This is a genomic window from Tabrizicola sp., assembly GCF_051645465.1.
In the GTDB taxonomy this organism is placed as follows: domain Bacteria; phylum Pseudomonadota; class Alphaproteobacteria; order Rhodobacterales; family Rhodobacteraceae; genus Tabrizicola.
In genome coordinates this window covers 1-25108 of the sequence record NZ_JBOFBI010000247.1, presented here as the reverse complement: position 1 = coordinate 25108, position 25108 = coordinate 1, and the positions used below count along the sequence as shown (strand labels likewise).

The following is a 25108-nucleotide window of genomic DNA, read 5'->3' as shown; positions in this document are numbered from 1 at the left end:
CCCCACGCCAAACCCCGACGGCAAAGGAGCCCGCCATGACCGTACAAAAGCACCCCATGTCCCCCATCGACACAATCCGCCACACCGTCGGAGACGCCAGCCGGACAACAGTCCTTCTCACCGCCCTCGGCCTTGCCCTCCGCGCCCGCATCTCTGGCACGCAACAGGACCCGGTCGTCGCCGACGCAACCGCGAGCCTTCTCGCCCAGCACGGCCTGACCCGCGCCATCGCCAATGCCGCGCCAGACGAACTGGCCCCGGTCCTCGCCCTGATCCGGGCCGAGCTTCTCTTCGGCGCGCATATCCTCGGCCCCGGCGTCGGCCAGCGCGGCTGGCAGGACCGCGACGCGCAGGTGATGCAGGTCTTCGGCGAGGTCTCGCTTGGCTTCTGGCGGGGCTTCGAGCGGCTCGCCGCCCGCGTCGCCCAGGCACTCCTCCAAAGGCTCGACCAGCCCGGCGCCCGCTTCCTTGACATCGGCACCGGCGTCGGCTGGCTGTCGATCGGAATGCTCCAGCGCTGGCCGCACCTTTCCGCCGTCGGGATCGAGCCCCTGCCCGGCGCCTTGGCCCTTGCCCGCCGCAACCTCACCGAAACGGACCTCGCAGACCGGATGGAGCTCCGCCAGGGCTTCGGCGAAGGCCTGATGGACCAGGCCGCATTCGACCTCATTTTCGTCCCTTCGGCCTTCATCCCCGCCACCGCCCTGCCGGAAATCCTTGCACGAGGCCGCGCCGCCCTCCGCCCCGGCGGCAGGCTGCTTCTGGCCGCCATCCAGCCGCCCGACCTTGAAGATGCGGCCGCACTCGTCCGTTTCCGGGCTGGGGTATGGGGTGGAGATGTCGTCGGGATTGACGGCGGCACTAACCTGCTCACACAGGCAGGCTTCACCAACATCGAAGCGATGCAGCAACCCGGCGGGTTCATCGCCTTCCTGCTGGCTTCACCAGATCAGCGCCCGACTTGATACCAGGTAACGATCAGGCTGCCCGCCAAAGCCGCAAAGCCAAGTGCGACAAGCGGCACGCCTGCCCAGACGGCAAGCGCAACTGTCGCCCCGGCGGCGAGCATGACCAGGAAGATAAGACCTAGGAAGTGTGTAAGCGGCATGGCACGCTCTCCATCCCGACTAATGTGCGCCCGAAGTCGCGATCACGCAAGCCCTTGCCATGTCACGCTTTGGTGCGTCAGCCCGCGATCTGGTTGTGCTTGCGCGCCACGAACTGCTTCGCCGTCTCGACCGCGACAGCCGCATCCCGGCAATAGGCATCCGCGCCGATCGCCTTGCCGAACTCTTCGTTCAGCGGCGCGCCACCGACCAAGACGATGTAATCGTCCCGCATGCCCTTTTCCTTCATCGTGTCGATCACGACCTTCATATACGGCATCGTCGTGGTCAGCAGCGCCGACATCCCCAGGATATCGGGCTTCTCCTGCTCCAGCGCCTCAAGATACTTCTCGACCGAGTTGTTGATGCCCAGATCGCGCACCTCGAACCCGGCACCTTCCATCATCATCGCGACAAGGTTCTTGCCGATGTCATGGATGTCGCCCTTGACCGTCCCGATCACCATCTTGCCCATCCGCGGCGCCCCGGTTTCCACGAGCAAAGGCTTCAGGATGAACATCCCGGCCTTCATCGCATTCGCGGCCAGAAGGACCTCCGGCACGAAGAGGATCCCGTCACGGAAGTCGGCGCCGACGATGGTCATGCCCGCAACCAGCGCCTTTGTCAGGACGTCGTAGGGCGTCCAGCCGCGCGCGATCAGGATGTTGACGCCTTCCTCGATCTCTTCCTTCAGACCGTCGTAAAGGTCGTCGTGCATCTGCAGCACAAGCTCGTCATCCGAAAGCTCAGAAAGGATGATGTCTTCTTCGTCGGCCATGGGGGCGCTCCAAACGGAAGGGTCTTGCATCGTGCATGGTCGCAAAGCGACGCGGCAACTATTCGCCAAGCGACATACACCGAATGAAAGCCGACAGAAAGCCGTCGCGCGCGGGAAAGTTGTGGCAGATGTTCCGCATATGTTCTAAACTTCAGGAATGACCGAGGGCGACAGCATCCTTCCGGGCCAGCGCATCCGTGCGCGAGGGGCCGACAGCAACCGCGCCGGCCGGTTCGAGGCGACGGACCGTGAGGCCTACGATGACGGCTGGGACATACCTGAGGACGAACGGCTGGTCGCAACCGAAGTTCGCCTCGAACGCCCCCGCTCAGCCATCACCTACAATCGCTCGCCCGACCTGCCCTTCGACCGTTCGATCAACCCCTATCGCGGCTGCGAACACGGCTGCATCTACTGCTATGCAAGGCCAAGCCACGCCTTCTTCAACCTCTCGCCCGGCCTCGATTTCGAGACCCGCCTCATCGCCCGCCCCGGCATTGCGGCGGTGCTCGAGACGGAACTCCGCCGCCCCGCCTACAAGGTGCAGGCGATCTCGATCGGCACCAACACCGACCCCTATCAGCCGATCGACCGTGACTACCGGATCATGCGCGAGGTGCTTTTGGTCGTGCAGGCCTTCCGCCACCCGGTCTGGATCACCACCCGCGGCACCACGATCGAACGCGACATCGACCTCATCGCGCCGATGGCAGCCGAGGGCCTGGCCTCGGTCTCCATTTCGGTCACGACGCTGGACGAAACCCTTGCCCGCAAGATGGAACCCCGAGCGCCCTCACCAAAACGCCGTCTGCAGATCATCCGGAAGCTCACCGAAGCGGGCATTCCGGTCCGCATCCAGGTCTCCCCCCTGATCCCCGCGCTCACCGATCATGAGCTTGAGGCGGTCATGGAAGCCGGCCGCGACGCCGGAGCGACCGCCGCGAATTCCATCCCCCTCCGCCTACCGCTGGAGGTCGCCGAGCTTTTCCGCAACTGGCTGGAAACCACCTTTCCAGACCGTGCCGCCCGCGTCATGGGCCGGGTACGAGAGCTGCACGGCGGGCGGGACTACGACCCGGAGTTCGGCAAGCGGATGACGGGCCAGGGCCTCTGGGCCGAGCTGATCCATCGCCGCGCAGATGTCGCACGCAAAAGGCTGGGCCTGAGCGAGGGTCTGCCCGCGTTAAGAACCGACCTCTTCCGTGCCCCGCCAAAGCCCGGCGATCAGCTGTCGCTTTTCTGAACGGCAGTGCCGGGACCAAATTTCTTAAGCAAGAAATTTGCCAAAATCCTTACTCAAGGATTTTGTTCCACCCCAACCGTTTCGCGAAAACCTTAGCCGCGCCGACCGCGCCGTTCCCGCTTCGGATCGCCCGACGTATCCCCCGTCCCGTCCGAAGCCGAAGAAAAGCCGCCCAGTTTCGCCTGGATCGTCTCCAGCGACGGACGATTTCCCCTGGGCCGCGATTCCAGCGCCACGCGCATCGACCGCAGGTGTTGCGGCATGGTCCCGCAGCAGCCCCCGATGATCCGCACACCTGCATCGCGCGCAAGAACGGCGTATTCCGCCATCAGTTCGGGCGTGCCGTCGTAATGGATATGGCCATCGTGGTACTTCGGAATCCCGGCATTCCCCTTGGCAATGATCGGGCGCTCTGTCCCGGTGGCCGCGAAGCCCAGGATCGTCCGCATCAGATCGGACGCCCCCACCCCGCAGTTCGCGCCAAAGGCGATCGGCGGGTTCACCAGCCGCTCCACCATATCCGCCAGCGCCGAGGACGTCGTCCCCATCATCGTCCGGCCCGCCGTGTCGAAGCTCATCGTCCCGCACCAGGGCATATCGGCCCGCAGCGCTGCATCGGCCGCAGCCCGGTATTCTTCGGGCGCCGACATCGTCTCGACCCAAAGAACGTCAGCCCCGCCCTCTTTCAGCCCCTCGGCCTGCTCGTGGAACATCTCCACCGCCAGCTCGTGGGTCATCGTCCCCATCGGCTCGAAAATCTCGCCCGTCGGGCCGATCGAGCCCGCAACCACCACCGGACGGCCCGCCCTGTCGGCGATCTCACGGCCAAGGGCTGCACCCACCCGGTTCAACTCGCGCACCCTACTTTGCGCATTGTGCAGCTTCAGCCGCGACGCATTGCCACCGAACGTGTTCGTCAGAAACAGATCCGACCCCGCCTCGACCGCCCCGCGATAAAGCTTGCGGATTTTGTCCGGCTCATCCGTGTTCCAAAGCTCGGGCGGTTCGCCCGACGACAGGCCCATGTTGAACAGGTTCGTCCCGGTGGCCCCATCGGCCAGAATCCAGTCGCGTGCAGCCAGCATCCGGGTAAGCGCGTCAGTCATTCTTCCTGGTCCTTTCCGGCCATCGTGTCCTGTCCGCTCTGCCACGGGTCACCGCGCGAGGCAAACTCATATTCCGCAACATGTCATGGCGTCCGGCTCATCTTCACTGGCCCGCAGCTCTCTCCGGGACCGGCAGCAACCGGCCTCAGCCGACTGTCAGAGCTCCGACATCAGCTGCGCCTTCGCGATCGGCAGCAGCTCTTTCATCTTGGCGCGGATCTCGTCGGCGCTGGCCTTGCCCGCAAGATCGGCCACGACCTTGCGCACCACATCCTCGTCGCCCGCTTCCTCGAAGTCGGCACTCACGACTTCCAGCGCATAGGCCGCAGCGTCCTCGCCCGACTTGCCGATCAGCTCGGCCGCCCAAAGACCCAGAAGCTTGTTCCGCCGGGCCTCGGCACGGAACTGCATCTCGCTGTCATGCGCGAACTTGGACTCGAAAGCATTCTCGCGGTCGTCGAACGTGGTCATGGGCTCCCCCCGAACTGTTTTTCGCATTTCCTCCCATATGCCCATCCCACCCCCGCACCGCAAGCCCCCAATGGGCCCATAGGCCGCTCGCGCCTTGCGAGTATTGGCCCCTTGGACTATAGGCCAAGGAAAGCGGTTTGAAGGATTGCCCTTCCGCCGACACCCCTGATTTGGTGAACCATGGCACGGCGCAAGAAGGTCTACGAAGGCAAGGCCAAGATTCTGTACGAAGGCCCCGAACCCGGCACCTTGGTGCAGTACTTCAAGGACGACAGCGCCCCCACGGTTGCTGCCCCCGCGACGCTGGAAGGCAAGGGTGTCCTCAACAACCGGCTGTCGGAATTCTTCATGTCCGGGTTGAACCAGATCGGCGTTCCCACCCATTTCATCCGCCGCCTCAACATGCGCGAGCAGCTGGTGCGGATGGCCGAGATCATTCCGCTGGAAGTCGTGGTCCGCAATTTCTCGGCCGGCCCGATGACGGCGCGCCTCGGCATCCCCGAAGGCACCCAGCTCCCGCGCCCGATCGTCGAATACTACTTCAAGGACGAAAAGCTGAGCTCGCCCATGGTCGCCGAAGAGCACATCGTCGCCTTCGGCTGGGCCAACCAGCAGGACCTCGACGACGTCGTGGCCCTGGCGCTTCGGGTGAACGATTTCCTGTCCGGCGTGATGATGGGCGTCGGCATCCGGCTTGCGGACTTCAAGATCGAGGTAGGCCGGATCTGGGAGGGCGACTTCATGCGACTGATCGTGGCGGATGAGATCAGCCCCGACAGCTGCCGCCTCTGGGACATGCGCCAACCCGAACGCCCCGACGGCACGATCCCCGACCCCCAGCCGATGGCCGACGTCTATACCGAACTGGCGCGCAGGCTTGGCGTACTGCCGTCGAACGTGACGCATACGATGAAGCCCACGCTGATCAATTGAAACGAAGGCGGCATGCAACACTCCGAATTGCATCGGTTTGCCATCCGCGCCAAGAAAGCCACCTATATCGGCGGCGGTGCAAAGGCTCCGTCCAGCCGTCCTAATTCGCATGATCTCGCCTTCAGCGAGGGCGACTGGCGCTATCTCGACTCCTATTTCGGCGGCACGGACTTTCTGGGCCAGGAAGTGATCTGGCTGTCGGGCGAACCCGTGTGGGCCATGAACTACTACGGCCGCATTTCGCGCCCCGACCTGATTGACGCCAACCGCGCGGGTCAGACACTCCTTGCCGCCCTCTCCACCGATGGCTCACAGGGTCGCCTCATCGACAATCTTGATTGGCAAGGCCCGCACGGCAGCTACAGCATCCGCGCCAGCGGCGACATCGCGCATTTCGCGGGCCGCGAGACGATATCGGTTGATGGCGCTGTCGCCTATGAGCTCGACTATCACGGCGGTCTGGTAAAGCCATGATTGCTGGGTGACAAGCCGATTGGTGTTGGCATCCCGCTTGCGGACCACAAGATCAAGGTTGGTCGTTTCTCGGAAGGCGACTTCGTGTTTCTGGGCGTCCTACGGTCGAACGTGGCGCATGCGATGAAGCCGACGCGGATCAATTGAGGACGAGCTGTGGCTCAATCACTTCCTGGCGGCTATCTGCAAAGGTAGTGCAAAAGGTCGCGAACCTCTGGTAAGCTAAGCCTATGGCAAAGAGTACTCTCATCGGACGCGACTCGAGATCGGGGCAGTTTGTCTCCAAACCTCTTGGAAAGTCGAAGGCCAGCAGGTTCTCTCTCGTCGAGGGGATATCACTGAACGACGACTCAAAGAGAATACTGGAAGCACTCGAAGCAAGCGGACGAAAAGGCGCCTCGCTGCGTAAGGCAATCAGCGGTGCTTTCGGTACGAAAAGGTAGCGATGAGCCGCTACACCGCCACGGATGACCCACTTTGCTATCCGGGCACACAAGTCTTGATCAACAAAGCTGGGTTGCGGGATCAGGATCAGCTCGATCAGTTCGAGCACCTAATGTTTCTGACCCGTGCGGAAGAAAGGTTGCCCCCGGGCGACCTCGATTACCAGCACTACAAGACGATCCATCATCACTTTTTCCAGGACGTCTATTCTTGGGCGGGTCAGCCCCGAACTACAAGAACCGGAAAGGGCGGCGGCTGGTTCTGCTACCCAGAGTACATCGACACGGAGACGACCAAGCTCTTCAGTCAACTGACCGACGAAAAGCACCTCACCGCCACGTCAGGCCCCGAGGCTTTTTCGGATCGCGCCAGTCATTACATCGCAGAGCTCAACGCCATTCACCCGTTCCGCGAAGGCAACGGCCGCTGCCAGTTGACGCTGCTGAGTATTCTGTTTGACCTGTCAGGCTTTCGGATGCGCGAGGAACTCCTTGATCCGTCCGGGTTCATGCAAGCAATGATTGCGAGTTTTCAGGGCGACAATGGCCCCCTTCGGACCGCGATCCTTTCCTTGCTGTCAGACACCTGAACTAAGACTGGACGTTGACCACGGCAGGTTGCCTTATCCACCTGGTTAAGTCCCGAGCACCCCTTGCTCCCCGCCCGCCCCCTCGCTAAAGACCCGTCAACCCGAAACCCGGAGGCCCCGATGAAAGCCCGTGTCACCGTCATGCTGAAGACCGGCGTCCTTGATCCGCAGGGTGAGGCGGTCCGCCATGCCCTCGGCTCGCTGGGTTTCCAGGGGGTGAACGGCGTACGCCAGGGCAAGGTGATCGAGCTTGACCTCGCCCATACCGACGCCGCCAAGGCCGAGGCCGACGTCAAGGCGATGTGCGACAAACTCCTCGCCAATACGGTGATCGAAAGCTACCGGGTCGAGATCGGCTGAGGCCGCGAAGGGCCCCCAATTCTTAACGCAAGCTTAACGGGCAAAATTTCCGTTTGTTTTCAACAGACCGGGAACTGTCCCACCGTGGGACATCACGCCCGCCGGCTGACCCTCAGCCAGATCCCATCCTTCGCCCGGACCGTCAGATGCGCCACGGGCACCGGCACCCGGCCCTCCAGAGCCTCGAACCGGAACGCCCGCACCAGATGCGCCAGCATCAGCGTCCCCTCCAGCATCGCAAACCCCGCTCCCGGACAGACCCTCGGCCCCCGCGAGAACGGCAGATACCCCTCCCGAGCCGCCTCCCGCCCCTCCCCCGCCCAACGGTCCGGGTCGAACGCATCCGGCCGCTCCCAGATCCGCTCATGCCGGTGCAGATGCCAGGGGCTCAGCACGATCTGGGCGCCCCGCCTCACCTTCCGGCCCCGGAACTCCTCCTCCGTCACATTCTCCCGCACCATCATCGGCACCGGCGGATAAAGCCGCAAAGCCTCGCGGAACACATCCCTTGTGAACCGCAACGACCCCGCCGTCCCGAACTCCGGCCGCAACCCCGCCGCCTCCTCCGCCACCCTCCCTTGAGCCTCCGGATGCGTCGCCAGAAGATACAAAGCCCACCCCAAAGCCGAGGCGCTCGTCTCATGCCCGGCAAGGAAGAAGATCGCCACCTGATCGACCATCTCCACCGTCCCGAAGGGCGTCCCCGTCACCGGATCGGGCGTCGTCATGATCTTCGTCGCAAGGTCCAAAGGCGCCCGCCCCCCAGCAATCGCCTCCGCCCGCGCCGAAGTCAGCCCCGTAATCAACTCGCGGATCACGCGCGCAGACCGCAACGTCGCCCCCCGGTGCAGCCGCGGCACCCAGCGCGGCAAGGGCAGGAAGGCCGCAAGGTTCAGGATCGGCGCCGACCGCTGGTAGGCCCGGAACTCATGGAACACCGCTTGCGCCACCCGGTCCTCGATCGGGATCGAGAACAAAGTCCGGAAGATCACATCCGCCGCCGCGTGGCTCGCGGCCAGCTCCACCTCGACCTCCCCCTCGCCCATCCGCGCCACCGCCGCCTCGGACGCGGCCCAAATCGCCGGAAACGCCTCCTTCAGCCGCCCGCCCTCGAACGCCGGGTCGATGATCCGCCGCTGGCGCAACCACTCCTCGCCATTCGTCACAAAGACCGACCGGCCGAGCAATGGCCGCAGCCCCTCGGTCACCCGCCCCGACTTCGGGAAATCGCCAGGCCGCTCGTCCAGCACCCGCCGCACCAGCGCGGGGTCGTTGCAAAGGTAGCTCCTGAAGAACGGCGTCCGGAACTCGGCCATCCAGGCCCGGTAAAGCCGCGCCGGCTGCGCCGACAGGATGTCGCGCCGGAACAGCCTCAGATAGGTCCAAAGCGAGACCCGGTCGGCGCGCGGTTCCGGCTTCGGCGGGGTCATGCGACATCCCGATAGGGGCTAAGGGGCGTCACGATCCGGCTGGCTGAGGGCTTCCGACCCGCATACCGCTCGGCCAGCGTCAAAGGCCCCGCCGTGATCTGGAAATAGTCATAATCCCCAGGCCGGTCGAAAGCGCAGAGATACTGAAAATGCAGGCGGAAATACTTCCGCTTCAACTCCTCCCAGCGCTCGGGGCTCAGCGTCTGGGTAAAGGCCGCCGACACCACCAGCGGCCAGCGCTGAAGCTTCGGTGCCACCCCGCTGACCGCCACCGGATCGCACAGCGCAAAGCTGCAGCCGTCGCCGGGCGCGGTCACGTCGACCCAGGTCAACGCCTTGCTTTCAGACAAAAAAGCCAGATCGCCGCGGAGCCGCCCCGCCCGCGGCAGGAACGACACCATCGGCACCGCCTGACCAAGGCTCAGGAACCCCAGCGCTGCCCCGGCGGGCGGGGCTTCGCGGATGAGGTCCGCCAGCACCGACACCCCCAGATGCGCGCCCGAGGAATGGCCGACGACCAGCACCTCATCCACCCCGCTTGCCAGCGCCGCCCGGATACGTGCGCGAAACTCGGCAAGCCGCGCTTCCAGAACCGCCGGATAAGCGCCGCCTTCGACCGTGGTGAAGGCATAGTCATGCATCAGATAATAAACGAAAAGCCGCCGGTCGATCCGCCGGAACCCCTCCAGAACCGCCCAGCCCGCAAGAGCCGCCGCCAGCCATTCCAGGCCATACGGCAAGGCCGACGCAAGCCACAGCACCAGCAGCGAAACCAGAAGCGCCACCAGCGCCTGCAGGACCAGCGCGACCACAGGATAAAGCGCCGCGATCATCGGACCCTTGCGCAAGCGCAAGAGCTGCCGCAGCGCGCCCGAGGAAACGTAAAGCCATGCCGTCCGCAGCAGCTGCAGATAGGTGCCCGCGATCCCCCGCCCCATCGACCCTTTCACAAGGTCGGACCAGACCAGCACCTCTACCTCCGCCTCCGCCGGGCGACCGATCCGCCCGACCACGCGCCAGCCGTAGGTCTGACCGGCCCTAGGCTGGATCGTCAGCTCATAGCCCGAAATCGCCGCCTGCGCCGCCCCTTCGGTCCGGTAAAGCTCGCGGTAGCGGCGGGCGGGAAACGGATCATAGCCCGGAATGTACAGCACATGGCGCCGGAACGTGCCTTGCTCCGCCATGCTGTCCTTCGCTGAAGTCACGCCAATCCCGCCATCAGGGCCGCCAGTCTGCCCTGCACACCTTAACCACTGATGAGCAAGAAGAAAGCCTCAGCCCGGCAACGGAATTCCAAGCGCGTCATAGGTCTCAAGCATCCAGTAGCTGAAATCGGTGAAGGCGCCCGTCACAAGGGCCAGGCCGACGATCAACAGAAGCCCCCCCATCAGCCGCTCGATCAGCTTCATGTGAGGCTTGAGCTTTGCCATCAAAGCCATTGATCTTTCGATAAAGATCGCCGCCAGAAGGAACGGAAGACCTAGGCCCAAAGCATAGACGCCCAGCAGCAGCGTCCCCCGCTCCATGCTGCCTTCCTGCGCCGCAAGCGACAGGATCGCGCCCAGCTGCGGGCCGATGCAGGGCGTCCAGCCGAAGGCGAAGGCAAGGCCCAGCACATAGGCCCCGAGGGCGGACCCCCCACGCTCACCCGCATCAAGCCGCATTTCCCGGTCAAGGATCGGAATGCGGAAGAGGCCGAGGAAGTGGAGGCCGAAGATGATGACCACGACGCCCGAGATCTGCGCCAGAAGCTCCTGATTGTTCAGGACAAACGCACCGAAGGCCGATGCGGTGAAGCCAAGCACCAGAAAGACGGTCGACAGTCCCAGAACGAAGAACAACGCCGGCAGGATCACCCGGCGCCGCGCCGCACCCGCGCCGGTCATCTCTCCCATCGAAATCCCGCCCATATAGGCGAGGTACGGCGGCACGATCGGCAACACGCAAGGTGACAGGAACGACAGCACCCCACCCGCGAGCGCTACCAGCATCGCGGGCAGCAACGCAGCGTCGATGATCTCAATTCCGAACATGGGCCACCCCTTCACGCCGACATAGCGGCTTTCGGGGCCTGCGTCATCCGTGCGGGGCGTCACATCCCCGTGGCCGGATTGTAACCTTGCCGCTTGGAGCGGGCCCGGCTACACCGCCCGCATGGCCGATTGGGACGAAATCCTGGATTGCGAGGGGCTTCTTTGCCCGCTTCCCGTCCTGAAGGCGCGGAAACGGCTGCTGACGCTGGCTTCGGGGGCCGTCCTCTGCGTCCGGGCAACCGACCCGATGGCCGCGGTCGACCTGCCGCACTTCTGCGCCGAAGCGGGCCATACCTATCTTGGGTCAAGGCCAGAAGGCGCCGTCACGCTCCACCTGGTCCGGCGCGGCTGACCCAACGGACCGCTCGTCGATGACTTCGTCACTCCTCGCCGCGAAAACCACGACGAGGAGACGAAGTCGAACGAGGAGTACCCGATCAGCGCCCCAGCGACCACCAGCCCTTGCGCTTGGGCTTGGCAGGGTCCTCCGCCGAAGGCTCCGGCGCACTCGCCTCGGCCGGGTCGGGGACCACGGTCTCGGCTGTCGGAATCATCCCCGGATCGGGGCTAAGGACCAGAGGCTCAGGCGCCGCTTCCGCTGCGGCCTTCGACCGGCCCCTGCCCTTCGCAGGCTTCGGCGCGGGCTCTACCTCCGGCACAGCCTCGACGACGGGCGCCGCCGCCTTGGCACGGCTCGCCCGCTTCTTCGGCGCGGGCTTCTCCTCGGCAACGGGTTCAACCACCGGCTCCGGCAAGGCTTCAATAACCGGAGCGCGTACCGGCGCGGCGATAGCCTCGGTCTTCGCCCCCCGCGGCTTCCTGGTCCGCTTGGGCTTGGCTGCAGGCGCCGCTTCCGCAACAGGCTCGGCAACCGGAGCGTCAGCCGCCTCTTCGCCGTCCTCTTCACCGTCGTCCTCGTCGCCCGCCTCGGCGGCCGCACCGTTCACCGGAGCCCCGCCGTCACGCTGGCCACCCCGACGCCGCCGACGCCGACGGCGCTTCTTGCGGCCCGGTTGTCCGTCGCCTTCGGTAGCGGGCGCCGCAGAAACAACAGCTTCCGCTTCCTCGGCCTCTTCCTCCTCGACCAGGTCCTCGACCAGATCGTCCTCTTCTTCTTCGACCGGCGCCCCCATCAGCCCCGCGTGGCCCGAGACAACCGGCGCATCCGGCACAACCCGAAGCGCGGTCTTGAACTTCTCGATCGAGTAATCCGGGCTCACCAGCATCGGATCAGCCTCGATCCGGACAGACATCCCATACCGCGCCTCGATCAGCGCCACATGCTCCCGCTTCTGGTTGAAAAGGTAGTTCACGATCCCGACCGGCGCTTTCAAGAGCACCTCGCGCGACCGCTTCCGCGTGCCCTCTTCCTCCAGCGCGCGCAGCACCGTCAGCGCCATCGAGTCATCCGACCGGATCAGCCCCGTCCCATGGCAGTGCGGGCAAGGCTGGGTCGTCGATTCCAGCATCCCCGGCCGCAACCGCTGGCGGCTCATCTCCAGAAGACCAAAGCCCGAGATCCGCCCCACCTGGATGCGCGCGCGGTCCGTCTTCAGCTTGTCCTTCAACCGCTTCTCGACGGATGCGTTGTTCTTCCGCTCCTCCATGTCGATGAAGTCGATGACGATCAGCCCCGCCAGGTCCCGCAGCCGCAACTGGCGCGCGATCTCTTCCGACGCCTCAAGGTTCGTCTTCAGCGCAGTATCCTCGATCGAGCCTTCCTTCGTGGCCCGCCCCGAGTTCACGTCGATCGCAACCAGCGCCTCGGTCACCCCGATCACGATATAGCCACCGGACTTCAGCTGCACGACCGGGTTGAACATCCCGCCCAGGTAGCCTTCGACCTGGTACTTCGCGAACAGGGGCGTCTGGTCCTGATACCGGATCACCTGCTTGGCATGGCTCGGCATGATCATCCGCATGAAGTCCTTCGCGGTGCGATAGCCCCCGTCGCCTTCGACCAGCACCTCCTCGATCTCGCGGCTGTAAAGGTCCCGGATCGACCGCTTGATCAGGTCGCCCTCCTCATAGATCTTGGCCGGAGCAATCGACTTCAGCGTCAGCTCGCGGATCTGCTCCCACAAACGCATCAGGTATTCGTAGTCGCGCTTGATCTCGGGCTTGGTCCGCTTGGCCCCCGCCGTCCGCACGATCAGCCCGGCACCTTCCGGTACCGACAACTCGCCCGCGATTTCCTTCAGCTTCTTGCGGTCTGCCGCATTGGTGATCTTGCGGGAAATCCCGCCGCCCCGCGCGGTGTTCGGCATCAGCACGCAGTAGCGCCCCGCCAGCGACAGATAGGTCGTCAGCGCCGCACCCTTGTTGCCGCGCTCTTCCTTGACCACCTGGACCAGCATGATCTGCCGGACCTTGACCACTTCCTGAATCTTGTAGCGCCGGGCACGCTGAACCCGGCGCGGAGCGCTGATCTCCTCGGCCACATCCTCTTCCGCGACCGATTCGATCTCTTCGTCGGTGTCGCTGGCGTGGTCCATCGCGCGGTAGGGCCTGGCCCCATTGCCGTTCTCGCCCTGCTCGTGATGGTCGTGATCATGATCATGGTCGTGATCCGCACCGTTCCCGACAGGCGCACGGGTCTCGACCAGGGCGTTCTCGCCGCCCTCGTCCTCGCCCAGATCGACGACGTCCATGCCCGAGGGCCCCTCGGCCACGACCTCATCAGCCTTCACCGCCTCGGCCTTGGGGGCCTGGCGCTGCGGACGACGGCGCGAACGGCGGTTGTCTTCCTCTTCCTCGGCGCGGGCCATCGCCCGCTCTTCCTCGATCAGCGCCTTACGGTCGGCGACGGGGATCTGGTAATAGTCCGGATGGATTTCGGCGAAAGCCAGAAATCCGTGCCGGTTGCCGCCGTACTCTACGAACGCCGCCTGCAGCGACGGCTCGACGCGCGTCACCTTGGCTAGGTAGATGTTTCCGGCAAGCTGGCGTTTGTTTACGGTCTCGAAGTCGAACTCTTCGACCTTGTTTCCGTCGACCACGACCACCCGAGTTTCCTCGGTATGGGTGGCATCGATAAGCATCTTTTTGGCCATTTTGTTCCAATGCGCCCCGGGCGCATAAGGCCCCCTGGCGGACCAGAGGGGTGATCATACGGGACGGGGCGGCTTGTCAAAGCGCGGGCGGCTGGTACGTGCACCGGTCTCCGGCCCAGGGGGCAGAGCAGTCCGGTGCGCAATATACCTACACGCCTCATCGCGGTTTCATTTGAAGGGCCGGTTGGCCCTCCACCTCTGAAAGCCTGCAAATTCAAGAACCTGCAGACAATGTGCACAACCTTGCGGTCGATCCGGCTCCCCCGAAGGGACACGCTTGGCGCGTCCGGCAGTTGGGGGAGAGAATTCTTCGGGCAATCCAGACTGCCTTCCGGCGACCCTATCGGGAAAGCCGGGCCAAGGGCAATGGCGAAATTCGCCGGAATGTTACCAAGCGTTGTGCCAGCGGTCAAAAAACTGTCGCCGGATACTACTTGCCGTCCATGACCAAGCCAACGCAGTTTCGGCGAGGAAAGTCCTCCTCGTCCGGACAAAGAGCTTCAGCTGCTACGGCAGCTCCTGCGATATCGTTTCGCGCGGGTTGCCGGTTTTCCGGAGCCAGCGGTAGGGCCAGCGCATCATCCCAAAGCAAAAGATCCAGAAGATCAAACCGCAAGTCAGCAAATGAAAGCACGCCGAGGGCAGGATCGAGCGGTGCCAGGCCGATGTTCATACTCTCTCCGGTCCGCATTCCGTTCAGGGTTGGGTTGGATCGCAAGGCCAAGTCAAGGGCCTCGGCTATGGGGTACGGCCAGCCACCCGGCCACATGATCACAACATAGTCGATCCGGCCGGCCGCTTCCGTTCGCTCGGATGGTGACAGCGGGCGGCTTTGGATTTGCGGATCTCCCTCGATCTCTTTCTCGCTGTTCCAGAATTCCAGCGGCAGATCGGCAAGAGCAACAGGCTTGGTAAGGTCAATTCCGTCCAGCGCATCAGAGTCGAGGAAATACACGCCAGGCTCTCCGCGCCCAACTATGGCCGCCGCGCAGGCGTCATCGTAGACCTCGTCGCAGACTGAGCGATGAGCAATGAAAAGCGGCGTCCGACTGGCCAAACTCGGCGGTTTTCCAACGATCTCCCGCCCCTCCATCGCGCTCAGCTTCCAGGCCTGCCAGCTCTGGCTTAGAAACGGCGGACCGATGGCCAGGGTCGCCACGACACCTAAAGACCAAAGGCCCGCCCGCCGCCACTTGGCCCGGATCAGCATCACCAGAAGGACGACGGCGATCAGCCCGTAGACCGCAAAGGAAGCCAGCGCCACGCCGAGTCCACTATAGCCGCCAATGCTCTCGGCCCTTGCCGGCAGGGCGCTCCCAAGGCACAGAAGCCCGGTCCAGGCGGCCCGTCTGGTCAGTTCCATCCCGCGCACCGATTGGTTCGCCTTCCCGTTACCAGGGCCAAATGAACGAATACCAAGCGGCGTTGCAAGTCGGATTTCCTGAATATGAAAAAATGCAGCCCGTGCCTCGCACCCGATGAAATTCACGACACTGCGACGAAGCCTTGCGCGAAGGTTCAAAAGCTACCTTCGCCATAGTACTCGCCGCCCGAGTATAAGCTGAGGCAGGTCCAGCCGGGGACGCCGTCCACATATGGACAAAGGGCATCGCCTGCTTCTGCACGTCCCGCGATACGGTTTCGGGCGCTTTGCGAACTTCGTGGGGCCAGCGGCATGGCCAGCGCTCGATCCGCAAGCCAAAGGTCCAAAAGATCAAACCGCAGATCGACAAAGACCAGTACCCCCTCTGCCGGGTCAAGCGGCGCCATGGCAAAGCGCACCATCTCTCCACTTCGCATGTCTTTCAGAGCTGGGTTAGAGCGCAAGATCGCCTCAATGATGCCGGGCTGCGACCGAGCATTGGGCCAAGACAGGTCTTCTGCCGAGATGATCACAACGTAGTCGATCCGACTGGCCGCTTCGGCCCGCTCTTGGGGTGACAGAGGACGACTTTGGATTTGCGGTTCTCGATCAGTCTCATGGCTCCAGAATTCCAGCGGCAGATCGGCAAGCGCGACGGGCCGTGTTAGGTCCAGCCCCTCCAGAGACGCCCTTGGCAGCGCGTAAACACCGGAACGGCCCCGCCCCATGAGGAGCGCACCGCAAGGATCGTACTGGCAGTTCCAGCCCAGATTGATCACAAGCGGCGTCCGTTCGGACATCGCCGGTGGCGCACCAACAACCTCCCGACCCTCCATCGCGCGAAGCTTCCATGCCAGCCAGCCTTGGCTCAGAAGCGGCACGCCCAAGGCAATCACGCCCGTCGCGGCCAGCGCGTAAAGACCAAGCCTGCGGAGCCTCGGCCAGATCAACATGACAAGGATGACCAGCCCGAGCAGCCCGTAGATGACGATCGTGCCGATCGCCGTTGCAAGCCCATCAAGGCATTGGCCCAGGCATTCCGCATGAACCGGCATGGCAAGGCCAAGTAACGCACCGGTCGCTGCAGCGAATCTTGCCCTGTCCATGCCACGCCACCGCGCGGAACGCGGTCCCTTCGCGGCGTAGAAGCGCACAGGATCGGGCAGGCCGCAAGTCCAGCCTTCAGCATTTCGAAGGGGGATTATGGGTTAACAGCCCGTGAACGTCCGGCAGACCATTCCTTATATTTCAATGTCTTGCGCATTTGTCCCACTGTAGGACACCCGCTCAGACATAGTCCCCCCGCGTCAGCCCATACTTGGCCATCTTCTCGTTCAAGGTCCGCCGCGGCAGGCAAAGCTCTTCCATCACCGCCACGATCGACCCCTTGTGCCGCCGCATCGTGTTGTCGATCAACATCCGCTCGAAGGCCTCCACATAGTCTTTCAGCGGCTTGCCCTCGGTGGTGAGAGCCGGCCCCGAAGCCTCATTCTCGGCCATGAGGAGCGAAGCAATCGACCCTGACCCCCGCCGGTTCTGCAACACCGCCCGCTCCGCGATGTTGACCAGCTGCCGCACATTCCCCGGCCACGGCGCCTGCAGAAGCTGCGCCGCCTCCTGAGCGGTCACCTGGGGCGCGTCGCAGCCGTATTCCTCGGCGAACTGCTCGGAGAGGCGCGTGAAGAGCTGCAGGATATCCTCGCCCCGCGTCCGCAAAGGCGGCAGCAGGATCGTCATCGCCCCCAGCCGGTAGAAAAGGTCCGGCCGCAGAAGCTGCTCCAGCGTCGTGTCGGGGGCATGGTGGTTGCAGATCGCGATGATCCGGGTCTCGGGCGGCAGGCCCTGGTCGTTGATGAAGGTCAAAAGCCGCGCCTGCAGCGGGTTTGGCAGGGCCTCGACATCCTCAAGGCAGAGCGTGCCGCCCCTAGCCTCCTCGACCAGCGGCAGCGTCCCGCCCTCGCCCGGGCCGAACAGCCGCGCGGCAAGCTGGTCCTCGCTCCAGGCCGCGCAGGAGATCGCCACGAACTTCTTCGACGCCCTCGGCCCGACGGCGTGGAGCGCATGGGCGACCAGCGTCTTGCCCGTCCCCGTCTCGCCGTCGATCAGGACATGCGAATCCGCCTGGCCGAGGTCGAGGATATCCTCCCGCAGCCGGTCCATCGCGGGCGACGTCCCGATCAGCTTCTTGATGATGGTAGACCCGTCCGACAGCTCCTTGCGGAGCGCCCGGTTGTCCAGCGTCATCCGCCGCGCCTGGGTCGCGCGCTTCGCAAGCTCGGTCATCCGGTCCGGGTTGAACGGCTTTTCAAGGAAATCGAACGCCCCCACCCGCATCGCCTCGACCGCCATCGGCACATCGCCGTGACCGGTGATCATGATGACCGGCAGGCCGCTGTCCTGGCCCATCAGCCGCTTCAGGAACGCCATCCCGTCCATGCCGGGCATCTTGATGTCACTCACCACGACGCCCTGGAAATCCGGCCCGATCACCTTCAGCGCGTCTTCCGCACTGGCATAGGTCTCGGTGTCAAACCCCGACAGCGCCAGCCACTGACTGATCGACTGCCGCATATCCGCTTCGTCATCGACGATCGCCACTTTCATTGCGCGGGCCATTGGGACCTCATCATTCTGCTGCTTCCTGTTCCTTGCCGAGGATCGGCAGTTGCATTTCGAAGACCGCCCCGCCGCCATCGCCATTCCGTGCGGTCAGGCGTCCGCCAAGGTCGGTCACGATGCCGCTGGAGATCGCAAGACCCAGCCCCACGCCCTCACCCGGCTGCTTCGTCGTGTAGAAGGGCTCGAAAAGGTTTTCGAGATCGGTGATCCCGTGCCCGTTGTCGCGCACCGTCAGAGTCGCGGTTTCGCCGGACGACAGCAGGATGTCGATCTGCGGGTCCTTGGTGTCTTTCGTGGCATCAAGCGCGTTCCGCAACAGGTTGATGATCACCTGCTCCAGCCGCAAACGGTCTGCCATTACCATGACCGCCTGTCGCGGCATGCCCCGGCTGATCTTCACGACGCGCGCTTTCAGTTGCGGCTCCATCATCGCCAAAGCCGAAGAGACGCAAGCCCGAAGGTCAACTTCTTCAAAGGCTTCTCCGCCCTTCCTCGCGTATGACTTCAACTGCCTGGTGATCGCGCCCATCCGCTCGATCAGGTCATCCACCCGCTGGAACGATGACAAGGCCTCATCCAGCCGCTTGCGCTGCATCAACAGCCGCGCGCCAGCGAGGTAAGTCTTCATCGCGGCGAGGGGCTGGTTCAGCTCGTGGCTCACGGCTGCCGACATCTCGCCCAAAGCGGCCAGTTTCGAGGACTGCGCCAGCGTCAGTTCCGCCACCTCAAGGTCTTTCTTCACCTTCTCGCGCTCGGCGATCGCGCGCTGCAGGCGTGAGTTCAAAAGCCGGAGCTCCGCCGATTCCCGCTGGAACGACAAGGACCGCGACCAGGCCCGGCGCGACAGAAGGTAGAAGGTAAAGGCCATAAGGATCGCAAACCCCATGATCTCCAGCGCCAGAATCCCGTTCACCTGCTCGCGGACGGACCCATACGCGGTGAAGGTCGCCATCTTCCAGCCGCGGAATGGCACGCGGGCTTCGGTCTTCATGACCGCCTCGCCCAGCACATATGCATCGGGCGGCTCCTGCGCCCATTCCGCCGTCGCCCGCAACGCCCGCGCAATCGCCGAAGGCGGATCGCGCAGCGCCAGCGCTTCGGCCATGGGAAGGCCCCGCCAGCGCGGCTCGGTCGACAAGACCACGATGCCCGCGCTGTCGGTGACCATGATCGCGTCCTGCAAGCCCGCCCAGGCGCGTTCGTATTTCATCAGGTCGACCGAGACGACGATCACCCCGATCGGTTTGGCATCGCCCATGACCGCACGGGAGTAAATGAAATCGAACCCCGCCGAGTCGCGCTTGACCACCGAAAAGATCGTGTCCTTCGCCCTCTGCGCTTCGACGAAGTAGGGCTCGCTGCGGTAGTTCGTCCCCAGCACGTTGCGGTCGGTGGCCCCGACCACCCGTCCGGCGTCGTCAACCAGCCGGATCGACGCCACGCCGATCTGGCTTTGCAGCGCGATAAGCTTGGCCGACGTGCCCGAGTAGCTGCGCTCCTTCAGGGCCGCGACCAGATCGGGGTCATTGGCCAGAAGCAGCGGCACGACCGACGTCCGCTGCAGTTCTGCCATCAGGTTCCCCGAGTAAAGCGCCAGCCGCAGCTCGGCCGCGTTACGGGTATCGGCGGTGTAGCGGTCGGTCAGCAGCCGGTTCGACACCAGCACCACGACGATTGCCACAAGCACCAGCACCACAACTACAAGCTTCGCACGCCAGGGCAAGCCCGGCGCCGTAGGGGAAGCGGTTGTGGTGTCACCGGCGGTCATGCGCCAAGAGTAGGGCCCGGTCGGGGTCGCCTCAAGCCAATGGGGCTTAGGCCAGCGCCATCCCGCGCATGAGCGAGGCAAACATCCCCCGCCCGTCTTCACCGCCAAGCGCCGCCTCTGCCGCACGCTCCGGATGCGGCATCATCCCCAGGACCCGGCGGTTTTCCGACAGGACCCCGGCAATGTCGGCCATGCTGCCGTTCGGGTTATCGACATAGGTAAAGGCGATGCGGTCTTCGGCCTGCAGCCGCTTCAGCCCCTCGGCATCGATGGTGTAGTTGCCGTCATGATGGGCAATGGGGATGCGGATGCTCTGCCCCGGCGCGTAGGCCGAGGTGAAGTCGGACGCCACGGTTGTCACTTTCAGCGTCACCGTGCGGCAGACGAACTTCAGCGTGGCATTCCGCATCAGGACACCGGGCAAGAGCCCCATCTCGGTCAGGACCTGAAAGCCGTTGCAGATGCCCAGCACATAGCCGCCCCGTTCCGCATGCGCCCGGATCGCGGCACTGATCGGCGACTGCGCGGCAATCGCACCGCAGCGCAGGTAGTCGCCAAAGGAAAACCCACCGGGCACGCCAACCACGTCAACGCCTTCGGGCAGCGCGCTATCCTTGTGCCAGACCCGTGCCACCTGAAAGCCTGCGCCTTCAAAGGCCACGGCAAGGTCCCGGTCGCAGTTCGAGCCCGGAAAGGTGACGACAGCGGCTTTCATCGGCGCACTCCCATTTGCGGATGGGCGCGTGATACCTGATGCGCGCGCGAAGGGCCAGAGCTTGCGCCTTTGCCCCGTGCGGATATGGTCAGGCGATGCTGAACGTGCCCGCACTGACCGAGCTTCGCGCCCTTTTCGGCGACCGGATGTCGGTCGCAGGCACGGTTCTGGCCGAACATTCGCAAAGCGAAAGCCTGGTGACGGCCGGCACGCCCGACGCGGTGGTCTTCCCCCGCACAACCGACGAGGTCGCGGCCCTTGCCGCCTGGTCGACCCACCATCTGGTCCCGCTGATCGGCTGGGGCGCGGGCACATCGCTGGAAGGCCACGCGCTTGCGGTGGCTGGCGGCGTCACCGTCGACTTCCGCGAGATGGCCGCCGTGCTGGAGGTTCGCCCCGAAGACCGCCTCGTCCGCGTCCAGCCGGGCCTCACGCGAGAGGCCCTGAACCACGAGCTTAGAACGACAGGCCTCATGTTCCCGGTCGATCCCGGCGCCAATGCCTCGATCGGAGGCATGGCCGCGACGCGGGCTTCGGGCACCACCGCCGTCCGCTACGGCACAATGCGCGACAATGTCCGGGGGCTGACGGTCGTGCTGGCCGATGGCCGGGTGATCCACACCGGCACCGGCGCGCCGAAATCCTCGGCCGGGTATGACCTGACCGCGCTCTTCGTTGGCTCCGAAGGCACCCTCGGCCTGATCACCGAACTGACGCTGAAGCTTCACGGCCAACCCGAAGCGGTGATGACCGCCGTTGCGGCCTTTCCTTCGGTCGGCAAAGCGGTGGACTGCGTGATCGCCACGATGCAGATGGGCCTCAGCCCCGCGCGGATCGAGTTTCTCGATACCGACACGGTCGCCGCCTGCAATGCCTTCTCGAACCTCACCCTGCCCCTCGCCCCGCAGCTTCTGGTCGAGTTCCACGGCCACCCGGAGGGCCTTGCCGAGGACGTCCGCCGCTTCCGCGAGCTGTCAGGCGAATTCGGCGCAGAAGGCCTCCAATGGGCCGAACAGCAAGAGGACCGCACCCGCCTCTGGGCCGCGCGGCATGCGGCCTACCGGGCGATCCTTGCGTCAAGGCCCGACGCCAAGGCGGTCGTCACCGACGTTTGCGTGCCGATCTCGGCGCTGGCCCAGGCGGTGGAGGAAACGCGGGCCGACATCGCCGCGTCCGGCATTCCCGGACCGATCCTCGGCCATGTCGGCGACGGGAACTTCCACGCCATCCTGATGGTCGACCCCGCCCACCCCGACGAAGTCGCCACCGCCAAGGCCCTGGCGGCTCGGATGGCCGAACGCTCGCTAAGGCTGGGCGGCACGATCACCGGCGAACATGGCGTGGGCTTCGGGAAACTCGGCCTGATGGCCGACGAGCATGACGAAGCCTGGCAGGTCATGGGCACCCTGAAGCGCACGCTTGACCCGCTGAACCTCATGAACCCCGGCAAGCTAGTGCCGGGGGCGGCTCAACCCTAGAGCGGGATGAGTCTTGGCGGAACCTGCAGCGGCAGCGCCACGCCTGGAAGTCCTCCTCGTTCGACTTCGTCTCCTCGTCGGAGAAACACAGCGAGGAGTGACGAAGTCATCGACGAGCGATCCTGCACGGACAGAAGTGCGACAATCCGATTCTGCCAGTCCACATCCCGCTCTAGTAGTAAGGATGCGGAGTGCGGAAAAGCCCGCGCTCGACTTCACGCTGGCGACGCTCAAGGTCGAAGCGCGACACCGAAGCGTTCAGATAGGCGCGCTCACGCTCGGCGGGCGACGGGGCGATTGTAACAGAGACAAGCCATTTGAAGAGGTTGGTCATGCGGCGGCTCCTTTCTTCCTGGCACGAAGATAGGATGCCGCAGCGCAGCATTCGAGAGCCGATCCCGAAGCCCCGCCATGCACAGGGCGCATAGCCCACGCAGAAAACGCCTCAGCTTTGGGCGTTTCCCCGATTGCCGCCCACCTGGGGCCGGGCCGCGATCAGCCCGTCAGCAGCGCACGCGCTGCAGCCCGCGCGGCATCCGTCACCGTGTCGCCCGCCAGCATCCGCGCAATCTCTTCGACCCGGTCGGCCTGCCCAAGCGCCGTTACGGTTGACAGCGTCTCCTCCCCCGTCACCCGCTTTTCCACCCGCCAGTGCCGCGCGCCAAAAGCCGCGACCTGCGGGGAATGCGTCACGACCAGCACCTGAGCGCCCGTGGCCAGCGCGCTCAGCCGCCTCCCTACCGCGTCCGCCGTAGCACCACCGACCCCCCGGTCGATCTCGTCGAAGATCAGCGTCAGACCGGGACTGTCCCCCGTCAGGCATACCTTCAAAGCCAGCAGGAACCGGCTGAGCTCGCCGCCCGAGGCGATGCGGTTCAAGGGCCCCGAGGGCGCACCGGGGTTGGTTGCAACGGTGAAGGTCACCGCATCCACACCATCCGGCCCAGGCTCTCCAGCGGCTATCTCGGTTACGAAAACCGCCCGCTCCATCTTCAGCGGCGCAAGCTCTGCCGCCATCGCCGCGTCCAGCCGCCCCGCCGCCGCGCGCCGGGCCGCCGTCACCCCCGCCGCTTCGGCCGCATAGGCGGCTTCCGCCTCGGCAACCGCCGCCTGCAGCCGAGCGATCCCCGCAGCCCCGCCATCAATCGCTGCAAGCCGCCCCCGCAGCTCGTCCGCAAAGCTGCCCAGATCGTCCGGTAGCACCCCATGCTTCCGCGCCAGTGCCCGGATGCCAAACAACCGCTCTTCGACCCGCTCGAGCTCGCCCGGATCGAAGTCCAGCGCCTCCAGCGTCCGCTCGACACCGCCCTGCGCCTCGCCCAGCTCGATCAGCGCCCGGTTCAACGCGTCCAGCGCGCCCTCAAGCCGCCCCTCAGCCTTCTCCGCCGCCCCATCCAGCCACCGCAGCGCATCGCGCATCCGGCCCTCGGCCCCCTCCTCGGACAAGGCCGCCAGCGCCTTCGCCACATCCTCACGGATGCGCCCTGCCCCCTGCATCAGGCGGCGGCGGGCATCGAGCACCGCCTCCTCACCGGGTTCGGGGTTCAGCTTGTCCAGCTCGGCCACTGCATGGCGCAGAAACTCCTCCTCGGCCGCGGCCCGCGACAAAGCGCCCTCGGCCTCGGCTAAAGCGGCCCTTGCCTCGCGCTGAGCAACCCAGGCCGCCCGCAGCGCCGAAAGGTCCAGCCCCGCGAATGCATCCAGAAGCGCCCGATGCCCCCGTGGGTTCAGCAAACCCCGGTCGTCGTGCTGACCATGGAGCTCTACCAGATGATCCGACAGGTCCCGCAGCACCTCGCCCGACACCCGCCGGTCGTTGACCCAGGCGGTCTTGCGCCCATCGGCTGCGTTCACCCGGCGCAGGATCAGCTCATCCTCCGCCTCGATCCCGGCCTCGTCCAGCACCGCCCGCGCCGCATGACCGGGGGCAAGATCGAAGACCGCCGTGACCTCGCCCTGGCTCGCGCCCTGGCGCACCAGTTCCGCCCGGCCGCGCCAGCCAAGGACAAACCCCAGCGCATCCAGAAGGATCGACTTCCCCGCCCCCGTCTCACCGGTCAGGACGTTCAGACCCGGCCCAAGCTCAAGGCTCAACCGGTCGATGATCAGGACATCGCGAATCTCAAGGCTACGCAGCATGGCCGTGCCCGTAGGGTGCGCATTTATTGCGCACCATCCCTACAACCACTCGCCGCGCACCATCTGACGGTAGATCGTCCGCAGCCACCCTTCGCCCCTCGCCTCGGGCGACAGGCCCTTGCCTTTCAGCAGGCGGAAGCTGTCGTCGTAGAAGGGCGAGGACTGGTAGTTGAAGCCCAGGATCGCCGCCGCCGTCTGCGCCTCGTCGTTCAGGCCAAGCGCCAGGTAGCACTCGACCAGGCGGTGCAGCGCCTCGGCGGTGTGGGTGGTGGTCTGGAAGTCGGCCACGACAACGCGGAACCGGTTGATCGCCGCGGCATAGTGGCGGCGCTTGAGGTAATAGCGCCCAACTTCCATCTCCTTCGCCGCAAGCTGGTCGAAGGCAAGGTCGAACTTCAGGATCGCCGAGCGGGCGTATTCGCTGTCGGGATAGGTCTCGATCACGTCCCGCATGCCCTGCAGCGCCTGGAAGGTAATGCCCTGGTCGCGGCCCACGTCGTCGATCTGGTCGTAATAGCTCAGCGCCATGAGGTAGAGCGCATAGGGCGCATCCTCGTCACCCGGATAGAAGTCGAGGAACCGCTGCGCGGCATCCCGAGCCTCGGGGTATTCCTTCGCCTTGTGATGGGTGAAGGCCTGCATGATCAAGGCGCGCTTGGCGAACTCGGTGTAGGGATAAAGCCGCTCCACCTCCTGGAAATAGACCAGGGCGTCTTTCGGGCGCCGGGCGGTCTCAAGCTCCAGCTCGCCCTTCTTGTAGATCTCTTCGGCGGTGTAGCTGTCCAGCGCGCGCTCCTGCTGGCCGCCCCCGCAACCGGTCAGCACCGCCATCAGAAGCGCCGTCTTTAGGAACCCAGCGCCGGGACTTCTGCCTGACATTCTTCGCCTACCCAAACCTGCAGCCCGGGCGATTTGCCCTGTCTTTGGCTCGTCCTAGCACAGAAAAATCCGGGGCGCAAAACGCCTTTCGTGACTTTTCAACGGTTAGGAAAGCTCAGTTGCGCGC

25 protein-coding genes are annotated in these 25108 nt (G+C 64.8%); 9 read left to right on the top strand and 16 right to left on the bottom strand.

Annotated features, from left to right (window positions below):
• Positions 1-35 precede the first annotated feature (35 nt).
• Positions 36-965 (top strand): class I SAM-dependent methyltransferase, encoded by a 930-nt coding sequence (locus tag ACRCSW_RS16355; RefSeq protein WP_438706714.1) that lies wholly within the window; start codon positions 36-38, stop codon positions 963-965.
• Here the strand turns inward: ACRCSW_RS16355 and ACRCSW_RS16350 are convergent.
• Together ACRCSW_RS16350 and ACRCSW_RS16345 are read right to left on the bottom strand one after the other, a co-directional pair.
• Positions 950-1108, bottom strand: coding sequence for a hypothetical protein (locus ACRCSW_RS16350; RefSeq protein ID WP_438706713.1), 159 nt, complete (start codon positions 1106-1108; stop codon positions 950-952). The two genes, ACRCSW_RS16355 and ACRCSW_RS16350, sit on opposite strands and share 16 nt — an antisense overlap.
• 77 nt (positions 1109-1185) lie before the next feature.
• Positions 1186-1884, bottom strand: a complete 699-nt coding sequence (locus ACRCSW_RS16345) for a corrinoid protein (RefSeq protein WP_438706712.1) — start codon at positions 1882-1884, stop codon at positions 1186-1188.
• Positions 1885-2041: 157 nt separating this feature from the next.
• Here ACRCSW_RS16345 and ACRCSW_RS16340 point away from each other — a divergent pair, with 157 nt between their 5' ends.
• On the top strand, positions 2042-3127 hold the full coding sequence (locus ACRCSW_RS16340) for a PA0069 family radical SAM protein (RefSeq protein ID WP_438706711.1): 1086 nt from the start codon (positions 2042-2044) through the stop codon (positions 3125-3127).
• Positions 3128-3219: 92 nt separating this feature from the next.
• Here the strand turns inward: ACRCSW_RS16340 and bmt are convergent, their stop codons facing one another.
• Both bmt and ACRCSW_RS16330 read right to left on the bottom strand, forming a co-directional pair.
• Complete coding sequence (gene bmt, locus ACRCSW_RS16335; protein ID WP_438706710.1) at positions 3220-4233, bottom strand: betaine--homocysteine S-methyltransferase; 1014 nt, start codon at positions 4231-4233, stop codon at positions 3220-3222.
• Between the two features lie 156 nt (positions 4234-4389).
• Positions 4390-4704, bottom strand: a complete 315-nt coding sequence (locus ACRCSW_RS16330; protein WP_438706709.1) for a DUF1476 domain-containing protein — start codon at positions 4702-4704, stop codon at positions 4390-4392.
• A gap of 180 nt (positions 4705-4884) precedes the next feature.
• Here ACRCSW_RS16330 and ACRCSW_RS16325 point away from each other — a divergent pair, with 180 nt between their 5' ends.
• From ACRCSW_RS16325 to purS, 5 genes are all read left to right on the top strand, one after another.
• Positions 4885-5637 carry a phosphoribosylaminoimidazolesuccinocarboxamide synthase gene (locus tag ACRCSW_RS16325; protein WP_438706708.1) on the top strand — a complete coding sequence of 251 codons (753 nt, stop codon included), beginning with the start codon at positions 4885-4887 and terminating at the stop codon, positions 5635-5637.
• Positions 5638-5649: 12 nt separating this feature from the next.
• On the top strand, positions 5650-6111 hold the full coding sequence (locus ACRCSW_RS16320; RefSeq protein WP_438706707.1) for a DUF5680 domain-containing protein: 462 nt from the start codon (positions 5650-5652) through the stop codon (positions 6109-6111).
• A complete protein-coding gene (locus ACRCSW_RS16315; protein WP_438706706.1) occupies positions 6112-6258 on the top strand; it encodes a hypothetical protein in 147 nt (48 codons plus the stop codon).
• Between the two features lie 298 nt (positions 6259-6556).
• Positions 6557-7144 (top strand): Fic/DOC family protein, encoded by a 588-nt coding sequence (locus ACRCSW_RS16310; RefSeq protein ID WP_438706705.1) that lies wholly within the window; start codon positions 6557-6559, stop codon positions 7142-7144.
• Positions 7145-7264: 120 nt separating this feature from the next.
• Positions 7265-7504, top strand: a complete 240-nt coding sequence (purS, locus tag ACRCSW_RS16305; protein ID WP_438706704.1) for a phosphoribosylformylglycinamidine synthase subunit PurS — start codon at positions 7265-7267, stop codon at positions 7502-7504.
• A gap of 92 nt (positions 7505-7596) precedes the next feature.
• Here the strand turns inward: purS and ACRCSW_RS16300 are convergent, their stop codons facing one another.
• From ACRCSW_RS16300 to ACRCSW_RS16290, 3 genes are all read right to left on the bottom strand, one after another.
• Entirely contained in the window at positions 7597-8934 is a 1338-nt protein-coding gene (locus ACRCSW_RS16300) for a cytochrome P450 (RefSeq protein ID WP_438706703.1), read from the bottom strand.
• Positions 8931-10118 carry a hypothetical protein gene (locus tag ACRCSW_RS16295; protein WP_438706702.1) on the bottom strand — a complete coding sequence of 396 codons (1188 nt, stop codon included), beginning with the start codon at positions 10116-10118 and terminating at the stop codon, positions 8931-8933. The genes ACRCSW_RS16300 and ACRCSW_RS16295 overlap by 4 nt, the downstream gene beginning before the upstream one ends.
• A gap of 90 nt (positions 10119-10208) precedes the next feature.
• Positions 10209-10967: a cytochrome c biogenesis CcdA family protein gene (locus tag ACRCSW_RS16290; protein ID WP_438706701.1), complete on the bottom strand. Its 759-nt coding sequence runs from the start codon at positions 10965-10967 to the stop codon at positions 10209-10211.
• A gap of 121 nt (positions 10968-11088) precedes the next feature.
• On the opposite strand from ACRCSW_RS16290, the gene ACRCSW_RS16285 reads away from it, so the two are divergent.
• A complete protein-coding gene (locus ACRCSW_RS16285) occupies positions 11089-11319 on the top strand; it encodes a sulfurtransferase TusA family protein (protein ID WP_438706700.1) in 231 nt (76 codons plus the stop codon).
• Positions 11320-11404: 85 nt separating this feature from the next.
• Here ACRCSW_RS16285 and ACRCSW_RS16280 read toward each other — a convergent pair whose 3' ends face one another.
• The 6 genes from ACRCSW_RS16280 to purQ all read right to left on the bottom strand — a co-directional run bounded on the left by ACRCSW_RS16280 (position 11405) and on the right by purQ (position 20485).
• Positions 11405-14020, bottom strand: a complete 2616-nt coding sequence (locus tag ACRCSW_RS16280) for an Rne/Rng family ribonuclease (protein WP_438706699.1) — start codon at positions 14018-14020, stop codon at positions 11405-11407.
• A 430-nt stretch (positions 14021-14450) separates the two neighbouring features.
• On the bottom strand, positions 14451-15383 hold the full coding sequence (locus ACRCSW_RS16275; RefSeq protein WP_438706698.1) for a hypothetical protein: 933 nt from the start codon (positions 15381-15383) through the stop codon (positions 14451-14453).
• 155 nt (positions 15384-15538) lie between these two features.
• Positions 15539-16489 carry a hypothetical protein gene (locus ACRCSW_RS16270; protein ID WP_438706697.1) on the bottom strand — a complete coding sequence of 317 codons (951 nt, stop codon included), beginning with the start codon at positions 16487-16489 and terminating at the stop codon, positions 15539-15541.
• A 181-nt stretch (positions 16490-16670) separates the two neighbouring features.
• Positions 16671-17999: a sigma-54-dependent transcriptional regulator gene (locus tag ACRCSW_RS16265; protein ID WP_438706696.1), complete on the bottom strand. Its 1329-nt coding sequence runs from the start codon at positions 17997-17999 to the stop codon at positions 16671-16673.
• A gap of 10 nt (positions 18000-18009) precedes the next feature.
• Positions 18010-19770 (bottom strand): sensor histidine kinase, encoded by a 1761-nt coding sequence (locus ACRCSW_RS16260; protein ID WP_438706695.1) that lies wholly within the window; start codon positions 19768-19770, stop codon positions 18010-18012.
• Positions 19771-19816: 46 nt separating this feature from the next.
• Entirely contained in the window at positions 19817-20485 is a 669-nt protein-coding gene (gene purQ / locus ACRCSW_RS16255; protein WP_438706694.1) for a phosphoribosylformylglycinamidine synthase subunit PurQ, read from the bottom strand.
• A gap of 95 nt (positions 20486-20580) precedes the next feature.
• Here purQ and ACRCSW_RS16250 point away from each other — a divergent pair, with 95 nt between their 5' ends.
• The gene (locus tag ACRCSW_RS16250) at positions 20581-21963 is read left to right on the top strand and encodes an FAD-binding oxidoreductase (protein ID WP_438706693.1); all 1383 of its coding nucleotides are present in this window, start codon (positions 20581-20583) and stop codon (positions 21961-21963) included.
• Between the two features lie 172 nt (positions 21964-22135).
• Here ACRCSW_RS16250 and ACRCSW_RS16245 read toward each other — a convergent pair whose 3' ends face one another.
• From ACRCSW_RS16245 to ACRCSW_RS16235, 3 genes are all read right to left on the bottom strand, one after another.
• Positions 22136-22297 carry a hypothetical protein gene (locus ACRCSW_RS16245; protein WP_438706692.1) on the bottom strand — a complete coding sequence of 54 codons (162 nt, stop codon included), beginning with the start codon at positions 22295-22297 and terminating at the stop codon, positions 22136-22138.
• Between the two features lie 161 nt (positions 22298-22458).
• Positions 22459-24102, bottom strand: coding sequence for a DNA repair protein RecN (recN, locus tag ACRCSW_RS16240; protein WP_438706691.1), 1644 nt, complete (start codon positions 24100-24102; stop codon positions 22459-22461).
• Between the two features lie 39 nt (positions 24103-24141).
• The gene (locus ACRCSW_RS16235; protein WP_438706690.1) at positions 24142-24981 is read right to left on the bottom strand and encodes an outer membrane protein assembly factor BamD; all 840 of its coding nucleotides are present in this window, start codon (positions 24979-24981) and stop codon (positions 24142-24144) included.
• Positions 24982-25108: the final 127 nt, after the last annotated feature.